This window comes from Craterilacuibacter sinensis (assembly GCF_009831765.1).
GTDB lineage: Bacteria > Pseudomonadota > Gammaproteobacteria > Burkholderiales > Chromobacteriaceae > Craterilacuibacter > Craterilacuibacter sinensis.
In genome coordinates, this window is sequence record NZ_WSSB01000010.1 from 71021 (window position 1) to 90489 (window position 19469).

Annotated in this window: 18 protein-coding genes; 6 read left to right on the top strand and 12 right to left on the bottom strand. The window is 57.9% G+C overall.

Annotation, left to right across the window (positions count from 1 at the left end; translation table 11 throughout):
- Positions 1 to 16: 16 nt before the first annotated feature.
- From GQF02_RS11625 to GQF02_RS11640, 4 genes are read right to left on the bottom strand one after another with little or no spacing between them, the layout of a single operon-like run.
- A complete protein-coding gene (locus GQF02_RS11625) occupies positions 17 to 625 on the bottom strand; it encodes a thiol:disulfide interchange protein DsbA/DsbL (RefSeq protein ID WP_160797333.1) in 609 nt (202 codons plus the stop codon).
- Positions 626 to 656: 31 nt separating this feature from the next.
- Positions 657 to 1349, bottom strand: a complete 693-nt coding sequence (locus GQF02_RS11630; protein ID WP_160797335.1) for an SPOR domain-containing protein — start codon at positions 1347 to 1349, stop codon at positions 657 to 659.
- Positions 1350 to 1385: 36 nt separating this feature from the next.
- Positions 1386 to 2891 carry a YifB family Mg chelatase-like AAA ATPase gene (locus GQF02_RS11635; RefSeq protein WP_160797337.1) on the bottom strand — a complete coding sequence of 502 codons (1506 nt, stop codon included), beginning with the start codon at positions 2889 to 2891 and terminating at the stop codon, positions 1386 to 1388.
- Between the two features lie 4 nt (positions 2892 to 2895).
- Positions 2896 to 3177 (bottom strand): accessory factor UbiK family protein, encoded by a 282-nt coding sequence (locus tag GQF02_RS11640; protein ID WP_124735204.1) that lies wholly within the window; start codon positions 3175 to 3177, stop codon positions 2896 to 2898.
- A 279-nt stretch (positions 3178 to 3456) separates the two neighbouring features.
- Between GQF02_RS11640 and glnK the strand changes: the two genes are divergently transcribed.
- Positions 3457 to 3795 (top strand): P-II family nitrogen regulator, encoded by a 339-nt coding sequence (glnK, locus tag GQF02_RS11645; protein ID WP_124735205.1) that lies wholly within the window; start codon positions 3457 to 3459, stop codon positions 3793 to 3795.
- Between the two features lie 31 nt (positions 3796 to 3826).
- Complete coding sequence (locus tag GQF02_RS11650) at positions 3827 to 5128, top strand: ammonium transporter (RefSeq protein ID WP_124735206.1); 1302 nt, start codon at positions 3827 to 3829, stop codon at positions 5126 to 5128.
- 132 nt (positions 5129 to 5260) lie between these two features.
- On the opposite strand, the gene GQF02_RS11655 is transcribed toward GQF02_RS11650, so the two are convergent.
- The 8 genes from GQF02_RS11655 to groES all read right to left on the bottom strand — a co-directional run bounded on the left by GQF02_RS11655 (position 5261) and on the right by groES (position 12197).
- The gene (locus GQF02_RS11655; protein WP_160797339.1) at positions 5261 to 5692 is read right to left on the bottom strand and encodes a ClpXP protease specificity-enhancing factor; all 432 of its coding nucleotides are present in this window, start codon (positions 5690 to 5692) and stop codon (positions 5261 to 5263) included.
- A 10-nt stretch (positions 5693 to 5702) separates the two neighbouring features.
- Complete coding sequence (locus tag GQF02_RS11660; RefSeq protein WP_124735208.1) at positions 5703 to 6305, bottom strand: glutathione S-transferase N-terminal domain-containing protein; 603 nt, start codon at positions 6303 to 6305, stop codon at positions 5703 to 5705.
- 153 nt (positions 6306 to 6458) lie between these two features.
- Complete coding sequence (locus tag GQF02_RS11665; protein ID WP_160797341.1) at positions 6459 to 7217, bottom strand: cytochrome c1; 759 nt, start codon at positions 7215 to 7217, stop codon at positions 6459 to 6461.
- A 14-nt stretch (positions 7218 to 7231) separates the two neighbouring features.
- Positions 7232 to 8551: a cytochrome b gene (locus GQF02_RS11670; RefSeq protein ID WP_124735210.1), complete on the bottom strand. Its 1320-nt coding sequence runs from the start codon at positions 8549 to 8551 to the stop codon at positions 7232 to 7234.
- A 17-nt stretch (positions 8552 to 8568) separates the two neighbouring features.
- Positions 8569 to 9153 carry a ubiquinol-cytochrome c reductase iron-sulfur subunit gene (gene petA / locus GQF02_RS11675; protein ID WP_124735211.1) on the bottom strand — a complete coding sequence of 195 codons (585 nt, stop codon included), beginning with the start codon at positions 9151 to 9153 and terminating at the stop codon, positions 8569 to 8571.
- Between the two features lie 117 nt (positions 9154 to 9270).
- The gene (locus GQF02_RS11680) at positions 9271 to 10017 is read right to left on the bottom strand and encodes a Nif3-like dinuclear metal center hexameric protein (protein ID WP_160797343.1); all 747 of its coding nucleotides are present in this window, start codon (positions 10015 to 10017) and stop codon (positions 9271 to 9273) included.
- A 188-nt stretch (positions 10018 to 10205) separates the two neighbouring features.
- Entirely contained in the window at positions 10206 to 11849 is a 1644-nt protein-coding gene (groL, locus tag GQF02_RS11685; RefSeq protein ID WP_124735213.1) for a chaperonin GroEL, read from the bottom strand.
- Positions 11850 to 11909: 60 nt separating this feature from the next.
- Entirely contained in the window at positions 11910 to 12197 is a 288-nt protein-coding gene (groES, locus tag GQF02_RS11690) for a co-chaperone GroES (protein WP_160797346.1), read from the bottom strand.
- Between the two features lie 460 nt (positions 12198 to 12657).
- On the opposite strand from groES, the gene GQF02_RS11695 reads away from it, so the two are divergent.
- The 4 genes from GQF02_RS11695 to GQF02_RS11710 all read left to right on the top strand — a co-directional run bounded on the left by GQF02_RS11695 (position 12658) and on the right by GQF02_RS11710 (position 19398).
- The gene (locus GQF02_RS11695) at positions 12658 to 12924 is read left to right on the top strand and encodes a hypothetical protein (protein WP_160797348.1); all 267 of its coding nucleotides are present in this window, start codon (positions 12658 to 12660) and stop codon (positions 12922 to 12924) included.
- Positions 12925 to 13002: 78 nt separating this feature from the next.
- Positions 13003 to 15828: a YjbH domain-containing protein gene (locus GQF02_RS11700; protein ID WP_328698614.1), complete on the top strand. Its 2826-nt coding sequence runs from the start codon at positions 13003 to 13005 to the stop codon at positions 15826 to 15828.
- A gap of 85 nt (positions 15829 to 15913) precedes the next feature.
- Positions 15914 to 18400 (top strand): SLBB domain-containing protein, encoded by a 2487-nt coding sequence (locus GQF02_RS11705; protein WP_160797350.1) that lies wholly within the window; start codon positions 15914 to 15916, stop codon positions 18398 to 18400.
- Positions 18397 to 19398, top strand: coding sequence for a Wzz/FepE/Etk N-terminal domain-containing protein (locus GQF02_RS11710; protein ID WP_220789450.1), 1002 nt, complete (start codon positions 18397 to 18399; stop codon positions 19396 to 19398). The genes GQF02_RS11705 and GQF02_RS11710 overlap by 4 nt, the downstream gene beginning before the upstream one ends.
- The last annotated feature ends 71 nt before the right edge of the window (positions 19399 to 19469 follow it).

Here is a 19469-nt window from a genome sequence, read left to right on the forward strand (position 1 = left end):
ACAGAAACAGCGGCGCTTACTTCTTCTCGGCGCGCACCTTGGCAACCAGTTCGTCCACCACCTGCACGATGCGCTGCGGCTCGGCCGGCGCGACGGCATACTTGCCGGCTACAACCACCAGCGGCGTGCCTTCGACCTGATAGTCACGCGTCAGTTTGGCGGCGCGATTGACCGCGGCTTGCATACCGAAAGACTTGAAGGTATCCATGAAGCGCTTGGCATCCACACCCGGCTGTTTGGCAATCCAGCCGGCCAGTACAGCTTCGTCCCCCAGATTGATGCGCTGCTTCATCACGGCCTCGAAGGCCGGACGGTGCAGCTTCTCCTCGGTGCCGGTCGCCTTCATCGTGGCCTGCAGCTTGACGAAACCTTCCATATTCTTGCCCCACATCACCTGCTCGCGGCTCACCGCAACATCGGCAGGCTGGGATTTTTTCCAGCTGGCCATGGCGGGCTCAAGGTTGTAGCAATGGATGCAGCTATAGGAGAAAAACTCCACCACCCCGATTTTACCTGGGGCCGTAGGCTGCGCCTTGGGCAGCACGTTGTAATCCTTGCCCGCCACAATCGCAGCCTGGGTGAAACCGCTCAATACCATCGCACCAAGTACCAGCCATTTTTTCATTACGTTTTCCTTATCAGTCACGCGTTCTAGTTCAGGGTTTCAATAAATTGGTGTCCACACCGCCGGCTTTAAGCTGGGAGCGCACGCGCTCGGCATCTGCCTGACTGGCAAAGGGGCCGATACGCACACGGTGTAAAATGCCTTTTTCGGTGTCTGCGGTATGAATGCTGGCTTCGACCCCCATCAATGCCAGCTTGGCCTTCATATTGTCCGCCTCGCCCTCGTTGGCAAAAGCACCGGCCTGCAGGTTGTAACGCTTGGGCTGCGCCACCGTACCTTGCGCTTCATCCTGCTTGCCCGGCAAAGCATCGATCTTGCCCGGCAAAATCTTGTAAAAATCGAAACGCTCGCCATCCTGGCTAACCGCCGCCTTGGGCGTCTCCGGCAATGAAGCCGGTGGCAACGACGGAGCAGGAACAGACAAAGGCGGAAGATTATCTGATGGCGCACTCGCCGGTGGTGTCGCCTCCTGCAAGCCTGCGCCGGGTGCAAGCACCGTCACATCGGGCGCAGCTTCGCTGGCCGCCTGCTGGCGCTCCATCTGTTTTTCCATATTGCTAAACGGCGTGGGTGCACGATTGAGATACATCATGGTACCGACCACCGCTCCTACGCCGACAATCAGACCAATCAGAAGTCCGGTCAGCAAGCTCCCGCCTTTTTTAGGACCGGGCGCAGCACTGCGCGAGGCGCGGGCACTGCTTTTATAATCGCGATTGCTCATTAAAATCCAAAACTTGATAAAAAATCATAGACGAAATCAAATCGCCCCATTGCCCAGCGCACGACGCATCTGCAAAGCCAGCAACACATGAGCGCGCCCGATACCGACGGCGTCATCACGATCGGCCAGCGTACGCGCCACGCGCAAAATACGGTGGTAAGCACGCGCCGATAACGCCATACGGCTACTTGCCGTAGCCAGCACGGCAAGCGCCGCCGCATCCGGCAAGCAAAAGCCATCCACTTCTGCGGCGCTCAGCGCGGCATTCACCTTGCCTTGACGCGCCATTTGCCGCTGCCGGGCCAACAGCACTCGTGCGCTCACCTGCTCGCTCCCCTCTTCCCGGACACCGCTTTGCAACTCGGCAACCGCTAAAGGCGGCACCTCCAACAGCAAATCGATACGATCAAGCAGCGGGCCGGAGATTTTACCCCGATAGCGGGCAATTTGCTCGGGTGTACAACGACAAGCGCGCTGCGGGTGGCCAAGATAGCCACAGGGACAGGGATTCATTGCCGCAATTAACTGAAAAGCGGCAGGGAACGTGACCTGACGTGCCGCACGCGAGATACGGATCTCGCCCGAGTCCAGCGGTTCGCGCAAGGCTTCCAGTACGCGCCGGTCAAATTCGGGCAACTCATCCAGAAACAGCACACCGCGATGGGCCAGGCTGATTTCGCCCGGGCGCGGGTCTGAGCCGCCCCCCACCATTGCCACCGAAGAGGCCGAGTGGTGCGGGGCTCGAAACGGATGCAGACCCCAGCTTGCCGCCACAAACCCCTGACTGGACAAAGATTGCAGCGCAGCGACTTCCAGCGCTTCGCCCTCTGTCAAAGCGGGCAACAAGCCAGGCAGGCGCTGTGCCAGCATAGACTTGCCCGTACCTGGCGGGCCGACCATCAGCAGGCTATGCCCGCCGGCTGCCGCCACCTCCAGCGCAAGACGCGCCCCTGCCTGCCCCTTGACATCTGCCAGATCGGGGTAGCCGGTACAAACAGAACAAGGCACAGCGGAAACAGGCTGCAATTGCGCCAGACCTGCCAGATGGGCACAGACTTCCCCCAGTGAACTCGCACCCAGCACGAGCGCGCCGTCGACACGGGCCGCTTCGGCCGCATTTTGTTGCGGCAGGATAAAACTGCGCCCGGCCGCACGCGCCCCCAGCGCCATAGGCAGGGCACCACGCACCGGGCGCAAGGCGCCGGTCAATGCCAGCTCGCCGGCAAACTCGTAAGCGGCCAGGGATGATAAAGGAATCTGGCCGGATGCCCCCAACAACGCCAGCGCAATCGGCAAATCAAAACGGCCGGACTCCTTGGGCAGGTCGGCCGGTGCCAGATTGACGGTAATGCGCCGCGCCGGAAAATCAAAGCCCGCCATCAGCAAAGCCGCGCGCACCCGCTCGCGGCTCTCTTTGACCTCGGTGTCAGGCAGGCCAACCAGCGTAAACGACGGCAAGCCGTTGGACAGATGCGCCTCGACCACCACCTCGGGCGCATCCACCCCGTTCAGCGCACGGCTGATGGCGACCGCAAACGACATCAGCTCAAGACAGGCCGAGGTTAGCCTGCTCCTCGTCCGAACCTGCTGCCGGGCCATTGGCGGACTCAAGCGCCGACAGGCGGGCCTCCAGCCCGACCAGTTGCTCGCGGGTACGCGCCAACACCTCCTGCTGCACATCAAATTCTTCGCGCGTCACCAGATCCATTTTGCTGAACGTCGCCGCCATCATGGCCTTGATGTTCTTCTCGATATCCTTGGCCGGGCTTGCGGCGATGGTCTCGTTAATTTTGGCGCTGATTTCATCGAACAGTTTTTGGCTCAACATCGCAACACTCCTTGATTTCGTCATGACTCAGCTCCCAAGTGTAGCAAAACCGGCCCTGTCGCGGACAACTGGCAAGAATGCTACATAACTTCAGCACCGCTCTCGCACCAAACAGGTGCAACCAGCCTCTCGAAACCCCGCACTGCACCGACCTGATGCCATGCCATCGCCTGCGAACTACGTAAAGCCTTGCTTCACAAGCTGGCACGCTTTCTGCATAGAGAACCGGGAATGCATGTCGTACCCGCCAAACACCTTACTGAACCGCAGGAGACGAAAATGAAACTGATTACCGCGATTATCAAGCCATTCAAGCTGGATGAAGTCCGCGAAGCCCTGTCGACTATCGGCGTGCAGGGCATCACCGTCACCGAAGTCAAGGGCTTTGGCCGTCAAAAGGGGCATACCGAGCTCTATCGTGGCGCCGAATATGTGGTCGACTTTCTACCCAAGGTCAAGCTGGAGATTGCCATCGAAGACGACATCCTGGATCAGGTCGTCGAGGCCATCGAAAACACTGCCCGTACCGGCAAGATTGGCGACGGCAAGATTTTTGTCATGAATCTGGAACAGGTCGTGCGCATCCGTACCGGAGAAACCGGATCCGACGCAGTCTGAAGCCTTCATTTGCTTAAGGGGAGAACAAAACATGAAAAAACATTTCACATTGGCAGCCCTGCTTGCTGCCAGCGCAGTACCGGCCTTCGCCGGTGCGGCGCCAGAGCTGGTTGAAGCCAGCAAGATCAGCGCCGGCGACACCGCGTGGATGATGACCTCGACCGCGCTGGTGCTGTTTATGACCATTCCGGGCCTGGCGCTGTTTTACGCCGGCATGGTGCGCAAGAAGAACGTGCTGTCCACCCTGATGCAGAGCTTTGCCATCACTGCACTCATGACCGTCATCTGGGTCGTGATCGGCTATAGCCTGGCCTTCACACCGGGCAACAGCCTGATCGGTGGTTTTGACCGCATCATGCTGGACGGCATTACCTTCCTCAAGGACGAAGGCAAGCTGACAGTACACCCGCTGGCCGGCACGATTCCCGAAGCGCTGTTCATGATGTTCCAGATGACCTTCGCCATCATTACGCCCGCGCTGATCACCGGTGCCTTCGCCGAACGCATGAAATTCTCGGCCATGCTGGTCTTTATGACTCTGTGGTCCCTGCTGGTCTACGTGCCGGTTGCACACTGGGTATGGGCACCAGGCGGCTGGATGTTTGACCATGGCGTACTCGACTTTGCCGGCGGCACCGTGGTGCATATCAATGCTGGTATTGCCGGCCTGGTCTGCTGCCTGGTACTGGGCAAGCGCGTAGGCTACGGCAAAGAACCGATGGCACCACACAATCTGGTGCTGACCCTGATCGGCGCCTCCATGCTGTGGGTGGGCTGGTTCGGCTTTAACGCAGGCTCCGCTGTCGCTGCAGACGGACGCGCAGCCATGGCGATGATGACGACCCAGATCGCCACCGGCGTAGCGGCACTGGCCTGGATGTTTGCCGAATGGGCGCTCAAGGGCAAGCCGTCGGTACTGGGCATCGCCTCCGGCGCGGTGGCCGGACTGGTCGCCATCACCCCGGCAGCCGGCTTTGTCGACGCCAAGGGTGCACTGATTATCGGCTTTGTCGCCGGCCTCGTCTGCTACTGGGGCGCCACCGGTCTCAAACACATGCTGAAATACGATGACTCGCTTGACGCCTTCGGCGTGCACGGCATCGGCGGTATCGTCGGCGCCCTGCTGACCGGCGTGTTGGCGGTCAAGGAAATCGGCGGTGTAGAAGGCAGCCTCGCCACTCAGGCATTGGGTGCCGGCGTCACCATCGTCTACTGCGCAATCGTGTCCTTCATCCTGCTCAAAGGCATTGATCTGGTGATGGGCTTGCGTGTGACGGAAGAAGAGGAACGCGAAGGTCTGGACGTACGCCTGCATGGTGAACGTGTGGAATAAGACAGATTTGCTTGGAGTAAGGGACTTGGGGCGCTTCGGCGCCCATTTTTTTGGCCATGAGCTTCGCGCTCACCATGCAAAAGCCCCACGTCCGCCTTGCTAGGCGAACGTGGGGCTTTTTGCAAACAAGGCTTACTTGACGATGCGCAGGTTTGGCCGGCCAGTCGGGCGTGGCGGTTCGTCATCCGGCCCCTCTGCTGCCGCGTCCGGCAAGCCGGTCTGCGCTTCATCAGGCACGGCATGAAGGCCGCCTGCGGGTTCGACTTCAAACCCCATGCCCTCCCCGCTCTCGCGGGCAAAGATCGATATCACATTACCAACTGGAATCCACAACTCGCGCGCCACGCCGCCGAAGCGGGCGGTAAACGAAATCCAGTCATTGTCTATCCTCAGCCCCTTGCAGGCCGATGCACTGATATTGAGCACGATTTCGTTGTTCTTGACGAACTCGAGCGGCACGCTGGTCTTCTCGTCCACCCATACGACAATATGCGGCGTATAGCTGTTGTCATTGCACCATTCGTAAATGGCACGAACCATATAGGGTTTGGTGCTCGTACTCATCAGGCTTCCCTTACTTGCGCATCGCTTTTTCGGATGGAGTCAGCGAGTCGATAAAGGACTGGCGCTGGAAAATACGCTCGGCGTACTTGAGAATCGGCGAAGCATTGCGGCCCAGGTCGATATTGTAATGTTCCAGACGCCACAGTAGCGGCGCAATGGCCACGTCAATCATGGAGAACTCTTCACCCAGCACGAATTTCTGCTTGCTGAAGATAGGCGCAATCATGCTCAGACCTTCGCGGATCGCTTCACGCGCCTTGGCCGCTTCTTTCGGCGTCGCGCCGGCTTCCAGCGTTTTCACATGGCGGAACAGTTCCTGCTCGAAGCTGAACAGGAACAGGCGGGCACGGGCGCGCATGACCGGATCGGCCGGCATCAGTTGCGGATGCGGGAAACGCTCGTCGATGTATTCGTTGATGATATTGGATTCATGCAGAATCAGATCGCGCTCGACCAGTACCGGCACTTCGTTATACGGGTTCATCACCGCCAGATCTTCCGGCTTGTTGTGCAGGTCCACGTCGATGATTTCGAAATCCATGCCCTTTTCGAACAGAACGATGCGGCAGCGCTGGCTGAATGGGCAGGTGGTGCCGGAATACAGAGTCATCATGGCGCGTGATCCTTGTCTTGGTCTAACTGAAACCAGACATTCTACCACCTGTCAACTACAAATAGCGAATCAAATAAGACAAACCATTGATACAAAAGAAAAAAGACGAGGGCAGCGCCCCCGTCTTTTCCGTTTTCAAAGCCTGAAAAGCGCTTAGTGCACGTCTTTCCAGTATTCCTTCTTCAGCAAGTAAGCCAGCGGCAACATCACCACAATCAGGAACAGCAAGACGATATAGCCCAGCTGGTGGCGCTTGACCTGGGTAGGCTCACCCATAAACACCAGATAGTTGGTCAGATCGGCCATGCGGTGATCATACTCGGCGGTATTGGCCTTGCCGTTTTCCAGCTTGGTCAGGGTACCTGCCTTCACCAGTTCCAGCTTGGGCACATCATGCCCTTCGTGCTTCTCGTGCTTCAACACCTGCTCGCCCTGCCACTGGGCAAATACATGCGGCATGGCAGCCTTGTCGAATACCAGGTTGTTCCAGCCGGTTTCGCGGCTAGGGTCCTTATAGAAGCTGCGCATATAGCTGTACAGATAGTCAGCACCACGCGAGCGGGCAATCACCGACAGATCCGGCGGCGCAGCACCAAACCATGCAGCGGCATCGGCCTTGGTCATGGAGATTTTCATCGTGTCGCCGATCTTGGCACCCGGCGGCAGGATGTTGGCCTTGATTTGCTCTTCGCTCAGACCGATGTCCAGCAGACGGTTGTAACGCATGGCGTTGGCCGAGTGACAGGACAGGCAGTAGTTGGTGAACATCTGGGCACCGCGCTGCAAGCTTTCGGTGTCTTTCAGATTGATCGGCGCTTTGTCCAGAGGTACACCGCCACCAGCCGCTACAGCAGTAGCAACCGGCAACGCGAGGACGGCGGCGGCGATCAGTTGTCGTATCGTCTTTTTCATATCAGCCTCTCCCCTTACACGTACATCACAAACAACACCGAACCTGCCAGCGTCAGTGCCCACAGCAGCACGAAACGCACCTGGCGTGCAGGCGTCGACTCGGTCACACGATCCGGCACCGGAATGCTGCCCACATCGTTCTTGGTGTAGAACGGCATTGCCAGGAAGAACGCGAAGTAAATAAAGGACAGAACCTGAGCCACGATGGTACGTACGTCGGTAGACGGCAAAGCGCCCAGAATACCCAGACCGATAAAGGAGATCACGAACAACACCAGCGCAATCTTGAACTTCGGACCACGATAACGTACCGACTTGACCGGACTCTTATCCAGCCACGGCAGGAAGGCGATCAACACCACGGCGGCACCCATGCCCAGCACGCCCCAAACCTGGGTACCCAGGAAGGACGGAATCGCACGCAAAATGGCGTAGAACGGAGTGAAGTACCATACCGGCGCGATATGTGCAGGGGTCTTCAGCGGGTCAGCCGGATCGAAGTTAGGCGCTTCCAGGAAGTAGCCACCACCTTCAGGGGCAAAGAACAGGATAGCCGAGAACACGATCAGGAATACCACCACACCCAGCACATCCTTGACGGTGTAGTAAGGATGGAATGGGATGCCGTCCAGCGGGATGTGGGTGATCGGATCCTTGTTCTTCTTGATCTCGACGCCGTCCGGGTTGTTGGAACCCACTTCGTGCAGGGCGATCAGGTGGGCTACCACCAGCGCCAGCAGGATCAGCGGTACGGCAATCACGTGCAAGGCAAAGAAACGGTTGAGCGTGGCATCGGACACCACATAGTCACCACGAATCCACACCGACAGATCAGGACCGATCACTGGGATGGAGCCGAACAGGTTCACGATCACCTGTGCGCCCCAGAACGACATCTGGCCCCATGGCAACAGATAGCCCATAAACGCTTCGGCCATCAGGCACAGGAAGATCAGCGTGCCAAACACCCATACCAGCTCGCGCGGCTGCTTGTACGAGCCGTAGATCAGCCCGCGGAACATATGCAGATAGACCACCACAAAGAACATGGAGGCGCCGGTCGAGTGCATGTAGCGGATGATCCAGCCACCGCCCACATCGCGCATGATGTATTCAACAGACATGAACGCCGAAGCCGCATCCGGCTTGTAGTTCATGGTCAGGAAAATACCGGTGACAATCTGGATCACCAGTACCAGCATTGCCAGCGAACCGAAGAAGTACCAGAAGTTGAAGTTCTTCGGCGCGTAATATTCGGTAACGTGCTCTTTCATCATCGACGACAGCGGGAAGCGCTCGTCGACCCAATTAAGGAGGGCTTTTCCTTTGCTCATTTTCTTGTCTTCCCCTGTTATTTGTCGTCGCCGACCAAGAGCCGGGTGTCGGTGAGGTATTTGTGCGGCGGAATTTCCAGATTGATTGGCGCCGGCACCCCCTTGTACACACGGGCAGCCAGGTCAAACTTCGAGCCATGGCACGGGCAGTAGAAACCGCCCACCCACTGTGGCCCCAAATCTGCCGGCGCGAGGTCGGGACGGTAGGTTGGCGAACAACCCAGATGGGTACAAATACCGACAGCAACCAGAATTTCCGGCTTGATCGAGCGGAACTCGTTCTTGCAGTAGGCCGGTTGCTGGTTGGTGTCGGAATTCGGGTCGACCATCTGACCATTCAGGCCAGGCAGGGCTTTTAGCTGCTCCGGCGTACGCGACAACACCCAAACCGGCTTGCCGCGCCATTCGACGTTAATCTTCTGGCCAGGCTCTAACTTGCTGATATCGACCTCTACCGGTGCGCCAGCCGCTTTTGCCCGTTCAGACGGAAAAAAACTCATCAGAAATGGCGTAGCGACCCCTACTGCGGCCACGCCCCCAACAGCGCTGGTGGCGACCGTCAGGAAACGACGGCGCCCCGTATCGACTTGCTGCTCACTCATTACGTCGTCCTCAAACAATGGAAACCGAGCTTATTAACCTCGTGAGTTTACCTTATTCCTTGCAGGGACTTGAAGTGATTATGCAAATAAATTGTGCGCTGCTTTTAAAAATTTCATTCATATAGGATTGCTGATTTCGACATACTCCACCTCGAGCCCCGTCATCGCAGACAGATGTACACCCAGCGCCTGTATGCCGTAGCGCTCCGAAGCATGATGACCCGCCGCAATAAACACCACCCCGCTTTCCCTTGCCTGATGGGTGTTTTGCTCGGAAACCTCACCAGTCACGAAGGCATCGACGCCCAGCGCAATCGCGTCACCGAACATGCCTTGCGCGCCGCCACTACACCACGCCACCCGCTTGATCATCGCGCCCTCATCGCCCAGCAACACCGCCTCGCGCCCAAGCCCGGCAGAAATGCTTTTTGCAAAATTAGCCGCACTCTGTGCCTCAGGCAGATGACCATGCCACAACAAATTTTGCTCACCGCCCTGCCCGTCGGCGACACAGCCCAGCCGCGCGCCCAGTTGCGCGTTATTGCCCAGTTCGGCATGTCCGTCCAACGGCAAATGATAGGCAATCAGGCTGATATCGTGCGCCAGCAAGCTGGCGATGCGCGCACGCTTGATGCCGGTAATACGACTATCCTCGTTTTTCCAGAAATAACCGTGATGCACCAAAATGACATCCGCCTTGCGCTCGATGGCAGCATCGATCAGCGCCTGCGACGCAGTCACCCCGCACACCACGCGCCTCACCTCGGCCCGGCCTTCAATCTGCAAGCCGTTGGGTGCATAGTCCTTGAAGCGCCACGGCTCAAGCCAGGCGTCTAGCGTGCGTATCAGTTCGGTCAGTTGCATACAGGTCTCCTCTGGAAAAACAGATTGTACTCGGGGAGCGGGGAACCGGGATCCGTGAGTTGCCACGGTCTGGCTTAAGCAGCACACCGAGTCCCAGATCCCTAATCCCGTGTCCCGAATCTAAAAAGCCCCCGCCGGTTTCCCGACGGGGGCTTTGATCTTTCAGGCTGGATTGCCCGAACGGCTGATTACATCATGCCGCCCATGCCGCCCATACCGCCCATGCCACCCATATCAGGTGCCGCAGGCTTGTCTTCCGGCAGCTCGGCTACCATGCAATCGGTCGTCAGCATCAGGCCGGCGATGGATGCAGCGTGCTGCAGTGCCGAACGGGTCACCTTGGCTGGATCCAGCACGCCCATTTCGATCATGTCGCCGTATTCACCGGAAGCGGCGTTGTAACCGAAGTTACCCTTGCCTTCCAGCACCTTGCTTACCACAACCGATGGCTCGTCGCCTGCGTTCTCGACGATCTGGCGCAGCGGCGCTTCGATGGCCTTCAGAACGATCTTCACGCCGGCTTCCTGATCGGCGTTGCTGGCAACGACATTGTCCAGCGAAGAACGGGCACGCAGCAGCGCAACGCCACCACCAGGCACCACGCCTTCTTCAACGGCAGCACGGGTCGCATGCAGCGCGTCTTCAACGCGGGCCTTCTTCTCTTTCATTTCCACTTCGGTCGCAGCGCCAACCTTGATCACAGCCACACCGCCGGCCAGCTTGGCCACGCGTTCCTGCAGCTTCTCGCGATCGTAGTCGGAGGAGGCTTCTTCGATCTGCTTGCGTACTTCGCCTACACGCGCCTGGATCACGGCAGCTTCGCCCACACCGTCGATAATGATGGTGTTTTCCTTGCCCACTTCGATACGCTTGGCCTGGCCCAGCATTTCCAGCGTGGTTTTTTCCAGCGTCAGGCCGATTTCTTCGGCAATCACGGTGCCGCCGGTCAGTACGGCGATGTCCTGCAGCATGGCCTTGCGACGGTCGCCAAAACCTGGCGCCTTCACTGCAACCACTTTCAGGATGCCGCGAATGGTGTTCACCACCAGCGTAGCCAGCGCTTCGCCTTCTACGTCTTCAGCGATGATCAACAGCGGACGGCCCGACTTGGCCACCTGCTCCAGCACCGGCAGCAGATCGCGGATGTTGGAGATTTTTTTGTCGAACAGCAGCACGTACGGCATTTCCAGAATCGCAGCCTGCTTTTCCGGGGTGTTGATGAAGTACGGGGACAGGTAGCCGCGGTCAAACTGCATGCCTTCAACCACGTCCAGCTCGTTGTTCAGGCTCTTGCCGTCTTCAACGGTGATCACGCCTTCCTTGCCTACTTTTTCCATCGCATTGGCGATGATTTCGCCGATGTCGCTATCGGAGTTGGCGGAAATCGAGCCAACCTGGGCGATTTCCTTGGTGGTGGCGCAAGGCTTGGAGATGTTGGCGATTTCATTCACCAGAGCAATCACCGCCTTGTCGATGCCGCGCTTCAGATCCATCGGGTTCATGCCGGCGGTCACAAACTTCATGCCTTCCTTGACAATCGCCTGTGCCAGTACGGTCGCGGTGGTGGTGCCGTCACCGGCCACATCGGAAGTCTTGGAAGCGACTTCTTTCACCATTTGCGCGCCCATGTTTTCGAACTTGTCTTTCAGTTCGATTTCCTTGGCAACCGATACACCATCCTTGGTGATGGTCGGTGCGCCGAAGGAGCGGTCCAGTACTACATTGCGGCCTTTAGGGCCCAGCGTGACTTTAACGGCGTCGGCCAGCACATTGACACCAACAACCATTTTAGCGCGGGCGGAGTCGCCGAAGCGTACGTCTTTAGCAGCCATTCTCAATCTCCAGAATTCTTGAATACAGGTTTACGTAACGGGGTCGGGGCGCGAAGCGTCTTACTCGACAATACCCATCACGTCTTCTTCGCGCATCACGATGACTTCTTCGCCATCCAGCTTCACGGTCTGGCCGGCATACTTGCCGAACAACACCTTGTCGCCAACTTTCAGCTCCAGACCACGACGCTCGCCGTTGTCCAGAACTTTGCCGTTACCGACAGCGAGAACTTCGCCCATGTCCGGTTTTTCAACAGCGGAACTGGCCAGAACAATACCGGATGCCGTTTTTTCTTCGGCTTCGAGACGCTTGATAACAACACGATCATGCAGAGGGCGGATTGCCATTGTTCACTCCTGAAATTTGCAGTGGCGGAAGTGGGTTTGAAACCATGTAAAGCAGTACCTAGAGACACCGGCATTAGCACTCGGCGCCTACGAGTGCTAATGGTAAGGACGGGGAGGAGGGTTTTCAAGGGGGCAAGATGAGATTTAGCAAGATCAGACTGCCGACAAAGAGCAAGACGTACTCTCAAATCATTGATATTGCGTAGTGCCATGCCCTAAAAAATGTTTCTCAGTATAAATACGGATACCTCAAATCAGTAAAATGCTGTTAGAATAATTTTAAACTTAATGTATTGACATGCGCATAAGCTAGTCTACTTTGCAGGTACTCACTTGATAGCCAAAGCAGAATTGCAATCTAGAACATTCCCCCTTAGCGTCTCGAGCAAAAAAATTCCAAATGAATTATTCTGCAATGGCTGCCACGCAGCTTACTCCCATTTTTGATAGGTATATTCATATGAAAAAGACCCTGACCTTGGCCCTGGTGGCCAGCCTGTTCTCCATTTCCGCCCTGGCGGCACCAGTGGCGCCTGCTGCGGCCGCAGGAACAACAACAGCAGGCGCCACTGGTGCCGCGGCCACCACTACCGCCGCAACTACGGCTGTTGCCAGCACCGCAGCAGTTGCCGGCCTGAGCACCACCGCTCTGGTTGCTGTTGGCGCTACTGTTGCTGCCATTGGCGTTGCGGCATCCGACAACAACTCGTCTACCAGCCACCACTAAACCATCGCAGTATTCAGTCAGGCTGGGCCGCAATAAATGTGACTCAGCCTTTTGCATGCCCGAAATACGAAGTGCCCCGTGTCCAAACATTACGTCCTTAGCAGCGCCACCCTCCTGTTTTCCAGTCTAGCCATGGCTGCGCCCAATATGGGCGGGCAGGATGGCTATATCAATATGCCCAGCGCCTATACCGGGCAGGATGGCACATGGAGCATAGGCTACAGCCAGGACAAGCCTTACAGCACGCTATGGACCTCGGTGACGCTGTTCCCGGCACTGCAGATGACCGGGCGTTACGTCAGTATCGCCGGCATCAGCGGTTTTGAAGAAGATCATGCCGGGCATAACACCTATGGCGACTACAAGGACAAGGTGTTCGATGCCAAGCTGCAACTCTGGCCCGAAGGCGAATTCAGCCCAGCCATTGCGCTCGGACGCACCGACCTGTTCGGCACAGGTCTGTTTCGCAGCAACTACCTCGCCCTGAGCAAGCGCTTCGACACACTGGAAACCAGTATCGGCTACGGAGATGGCCGTATTGACGGTGCTTTTGCCGGACTGCGCTGGACACCGCGCGACTACGCCAACTGGGCACTGGTCGCCGAATACGATGCCCGAGACTATCAGGGTGACCACCGCGCCAGCGAAACCTTCGCCAGCGAGCGCAGCAAGGGCGTCAAGGCCGGCGTCGAGTACCGCTGGGGCTGGTTGTCGCTACAGGCGGCACATCAAGCCAGCCACGCCGCGATCAACGCCATGGTCAATATTCCGCTGAACGAGCGTGAATTTGTCCCCCATATTTACGAGCCGCCCATTTTCGCGCCCAAAGCGTTGCCGCAACGCCCCAGCGCCGAACAGTGGCGCAGCGACCCGGCTTATGCTCAGGCTCTGCAACGCGTACTGCACCAACAGGACTACACCCTGGTCAGCCTGTCCTACCGCAATGGCACGCTGCACATGAATTTGTCCAATAGCCGCATTTCGGACATGGGCCGTGCCGTCGGGCGGGCCGTCCGCACCGCGCTGTATTACATGCCGCAGCAAACCCGCCGCATCAAGGTCACCTACACCGAACTCGATCTGCCGCTTGGCCATTACGAATTTTTCGATATCGGCGCATTAAATGACTATCTGGCCGGACGCATAGACCGCCAGCGCTTTCGCGATTTTGTTCTGGCACGCCCGGGCAACCCCCAGGACAAAATCGAGCACACTGATGATGGCGGCTCTTTGCAAGCCGGCCTGGCCGATGATAACGGGCTGGCGGTGCTGATGTCGGAAGATGGCGATATGGTGCAACTGCGTAAACAGGACAGCCTGCTTAACCGCTTCAAGGTCGCCCCCCGTCTGGGCTTTTACTTCAATGACCCCAGCGGGGCGCTCAAGTATGACCTTTCAGCCGCCGCCAACTTCGATCGGCGCCTGGCACAGGGCATGTATTTCAACAGTACCTTGTCGGCTACTTTGCTCGAAGATGTCAGCGATGTGACACAAGCTTCCAATAGCACACTACCCCATGTGCGCAGCGATATTGCCGAGTACAAAAAGGGCGGGCGCATCAAGCTGCAAAAGGCAGTCGTTAACCAGTATTTCAAGCCGGCAGGAGAATGGTACGGCCGCGTCTCGGGCGGCCTGTACGAGGAAATGTTTGCCGGCGCGGGTGGCCAGTTGCTGTACGCCCCGTTCGACAAACGCTGGGCCGCCGATATCGCGGTCGATGCCTTGCGCCAGCGCGACTATCAGGGCTGGATAGGGATGCGCGACTACGACACGGTCACCGCCATCGGCTCGCTGCATTACCGCCTCCCCTACGAAACGACCGCCACCTTGCGCGCCGGGCGTTTTCTGGCCAAAGACCTAGGTGCGCGTTTCGAGATCAAGCGCCGTTTCCGCTCCGGCTTTGAAGTGGGCGCCTGGTATACCCGCACCGACGGCGAAGACATCACCAGCCCCGGCACGCCCAGTTCGCCCTACTTCGACAAGGGCATCTTCTTCCGCATGCCGCTGCATGCACTGCTGCCGCAAGACAACCGCTCGCGTGCCAACTTCGCCATCTCGCCATGGACACGCGATGTCGGCCAAATGGTAAGCAGCACGGGCGATCTTTACCCCATGGTCGAGTCCGGCGAGCTGACACTACATAGCGCCGACGGGCTGGGCAATTTTTCCGAGCGAGTCGACGAACTGGACCACCCTGCCGTTGCCCGGCCGATAGAACGCATCACGCCATGGCCAAACGTGAAGCTGCGACTGGACGACTCGGGCAGTGCCTTCCCGCGCCTGTCCGAATTAGGCAACACCGTATTCTGGTCTGGCGTCACCATCGGACTGGCTTCACTGGCCGACGAAAAATGGCGGGACAAGCTGGCCGGCCATGAAGACAACCGCGGCATCAAGGCATGGGACAAGCTGGGCAAGGCCGCTCCCTTGCTGGCAGTAGGTGGTGCCGGCATGGCACTGGCACTTGGCGACAGCAAACTGCAGAACACCGGGTTTATTGCCTTGCAATCGGCCGCTGTGGCAGGCGGAGGCAGCATGTTGCTCAAACAGGCATTCAACCGTGCACGCCCGGATGAAGGTCAAGGCCACTGGAGCCGGCAAGATGCAAGCCAGTCGCGTAGCGACAGCAGCTTTCCATCCAACCATGCCTCAGTGACGTTCGGCGCAATCACGCCGTTTGCCGCCGAATACCGTGCACCCTGGCTATATGGTGTTGCTGGTATTACCTCGCTCGGACGCACAGCCAAAAGCAAACACTGGGTCTCGGATATCGCCGCCGGCGGCCTGCTCGGCTATGCGACGGGCAAATGGTTATGGAGCGCACAGCGCGAGCGCGGCCGTTACCAGCCCATCTTCGATTTAGGCCCCGGCTACGCCGGTGTCAAAGTTGATGCCCGCTATTAACACCAAGGTTTCAAGCATAAAACAATACGATTTTCATCTTTGATTCGCGGCCTAGTAGGTCGCTCGCTTTAAAAGGGTTTTTTAGATGCAAAAAAAGCGACTCGCCATTCTGGCTGTCACGCTATCCATGGCATCTGCCCATGCGTTGACGCCGGAGCAAATCGCACTGGCACGCCAGTATGGCGCCAGCGAAGCACAAATTCAGGCGGCTTCCGCCAGTGCTGCACAATCTGCGACCTCACCTTCCGAAGCCGCACCAGCACTCGCCCCCACCATACAGCCGCGCACAACAGCTGCTACCGCCAGCAAGGCAGGCGAACCTTTCGGTTACAGCCTGTTTGCCGGCATGCCGACCAGCAACACCCCGCTTTCCGACTTGCCGGTTCCGGATGACTATCTGATCGGCCCCGGTGACGAACTGAAAATCCAGTTGTACGGTAAGGAAAATGCTCTGCATACGCTGCGCGTCGGCCGGCAGGGCAATATCGACTTCCCTGGTTTGGGCCCGATTTATGTAGCCGGTAATAGCTACCAGCAAGTCGCTGTCGACCTGATCAGCCGCATCAAGTCGCAAATGCTGGGGGTAGACGTATTCGTATCCATGGGTGCCCTGCGCATGATGCAGATCACCGTGACCGGCGAAGCCTTCAAACCCGGTGCCTACAACGTCAATGCCCTCACCACCATTACTCAGGCCCTGCAGGCTGCGGGTGGTTTGAATACAGGCGGCAGCCTGCGCAAGATCCAGGTCAAACGCAATGGCCGCGTCGTACAGGAAATGGATCTGTACCAACTGCTACTGAGGGGAGACAACAAGGCCGACATCCGCCTGCGTGCCGGCGATGTGGTGTTTATTCCTGCCAAAGGCCCCAGCGTATCCATCGATGGTTTGGTACGCCGTCCGGCTATTTACGAGCTTCGCGGCAGAACCTCGCTCAACGAGATGATCGCTTTGGGTGGAGGACTCAAGCCGGAGGCACAGAACGAAGTGCGCATCACGCGCCAAAGCGAAACCGGCCCGCAACTGTTCAATATCAACACCGGCAGCCGGCAGGCCGCCTCCTTCACTATCCGCGATGGCGATGCAGTGTCGGCGCTACGCGTATCCGACACCTTCAATAATGCAGTGGTGCTTAAGGGCGCGGTTCTGCACGCCGGACCAGCCAGCTTCAAGCCGGGCATGCGCATCAACCAGTTGATCAGCAGCCCGGAAAAAGACCTGCTAACCAGCATCGATCTGGAATACGGTGTCGTGGTACGGGAAGTCGATGCATCCCGCCGCATCCAGGTGTTGCAGTTCAAGCCGGGCGAGGCCATGCGCAACCCGGGCAGCCGCCATAACCTGACCCTGCAAAAACGCGACCAGATCATCCTGTTTGCCAGCGATACCCATGATAATTTTGCCAAAAATCTGGCAGGCAGTGGAGCTAGTCAGGATTCAAGTATTACGCTGGGACAGCTAGCTCAGAAGACACAAATCGAAGCAGCTCTGGATAACAGTCGCGAAAGCCTGCTGGCCGATGTAATCAGCCAGCTCAAACTGCAAGCCGGCCCCGAGCAGGCGGTACAGATCGTCGAAATCCGTGGCGAAGTGCGCTTTCCCGGTATCTATCCGCTGCCGCGCAATGGTGTTTTTTCCGATCTGATCACGGCGGCAGGGGGGCGCACCGAGGCGGCCGACCGCATAGAGCTCAGCCGTTATCTTGCCAATGGCCGCGAACTCAAGCTGACACATAACAGCTTCGATATTCCACTAAATGATACGGAGGCCGAGCGCCTGCTGACCCAGCCGCTGCAATCCAAAGACCGGCTGAACGTACTGGCCCAGCCCGAATGGCGTGAAGAAATTACCGTCAAACTGGAAGGCGAAGTGCGCTATCCGGGCAGCTATGTGGTCAAACGCGGCGAGATGCTCAGCCAGCTGATCCGCCGCGCTGGTGGCCTCACCAGCTTCAGCAACCCGCAAGGTGCCATCTTTACCCGTGAAAGCCTGCGCGAGCAGGAGCAGGAAAACCTACGTCGCCTGAATGAAGAACTGCGTGCCGAGATGTCCTACGCCCAGTTGCGCAGCCAAGGCAACCCGCTGGCACAAAAAACCGACCCAAGTAGTGGCATCAAGCTGGCCGAGCAACTGGAAAACACCAAGGCTCTGGGCCGTCTGGTCATCAATGGCCCGGCCGTACTGGCAGGCGACAAGTCTTTCGACATCCTGCTGGAAAACCAGGACCGCCTGTTTATTCCGCAACAGCGCAATAGCGTCAGCATCATTGGCGAAGTGCAGTTCCCGTCCAACCACACCTATCAGCGCGATCTGGACATGCAGGACTACCTAGAGCGTGCCGGCGGCGCCAAAAAGCGCGCCGACACCAGCCGCGTGTATATCGTCAAGGCCGACGGCTCGGTACGCATGCCGAGCGGGAACTGGATCTACACAAGCACGCCGCGTGTCGAAGCCGGCGACACCATCGTAGTGCCAGCTGATATCGAGAGCCGCGACTCGCTAGCCACCTGGACCGCCGTCACCCAGATCATGTATCAGCTAGGTGTCGCATGGGCGGCGATCAAACCATGACCAATATGCAAAACGAAATGACTCAGCCAATTACGCATGAACAGGACGACGAGATTGATCTGCTCGAACTATTCAAGACCCTGCGGCAGGGCAAATGGCTGATTATCGCCAGTACCCTTGTGTCCACCGCCATCTCCGTGATGGTGGCGCTGAATATGCCCAATATCTACCAGTCCAGAGTGCTGCTGGCACCGGCAGAAAGCGAATCCGGCGGCGGCCTGGCCGCGCTGGCCGGGCAAATGGGTGGCTTGGCCAGTTTAGCCGGGGTCAGCTTGGGCGAGGGCAAGGCAGGCAAGAGCGACATTGCCGTCGAAATCGGCAAGTCGCGCCAGTTCGTCACCCACTTTATCCGCAGCCATCAGCTAGAAGTGCCGTTGATGGCCGCTACCAAGTGGGACCAACAAAGCGGGCAACTGGTGATAAACAGCGAGCTGTACGATGCGCAACAGAAGAAATGGGTGCGCGAAGTCAAGGAGGGCACCTCGCTCGAGCCTACGGATTGGGAGTTATATAAGGCATTCAGCGAGCTGATGGCACTGGAAAAGGACAAAAAATCGGGACTGGCCACGCTGAGCATAGACTTCTATTCGCCGCTGCTGACCAAGCAATGGGCCGACTGGTTCGTCCATGACCTGAATCAGGCGGTACGCGAGCGCGATCAGGTGGAAGCACGCAAGAACATCGACTATCTGCACAAGCAGCAGGCACAGACTGCGTTGGCCTCTATGCAGACCGTGTTCTCGCAGTTGATCGAGCAGCAGACCAAGACGCTGATGCTGGCCGAGGTGCAGCAAGAATATGCCTTCAAAACCATAGACCCTGCCGTCGTACCGGAAGAAAAGCTCAAACCCAAGCGCGCGCTGATCGTTGCACTGGGTACGCTGACCGGCGGTTCTATCGGCATACTGCTGGTACTGGTACGTAGCCTGTTGCGTTCGCGTAAGGCGTCCGAGACCAAAGCCAGCGACCATGAATACGTACTAAGTAAAGTTGGCTGAAGCACGGGGAAGCAGGATGACACGCCTCATCCTGCCACTTTCGGCGGTAGAGCGATCCTTGAATATACCAA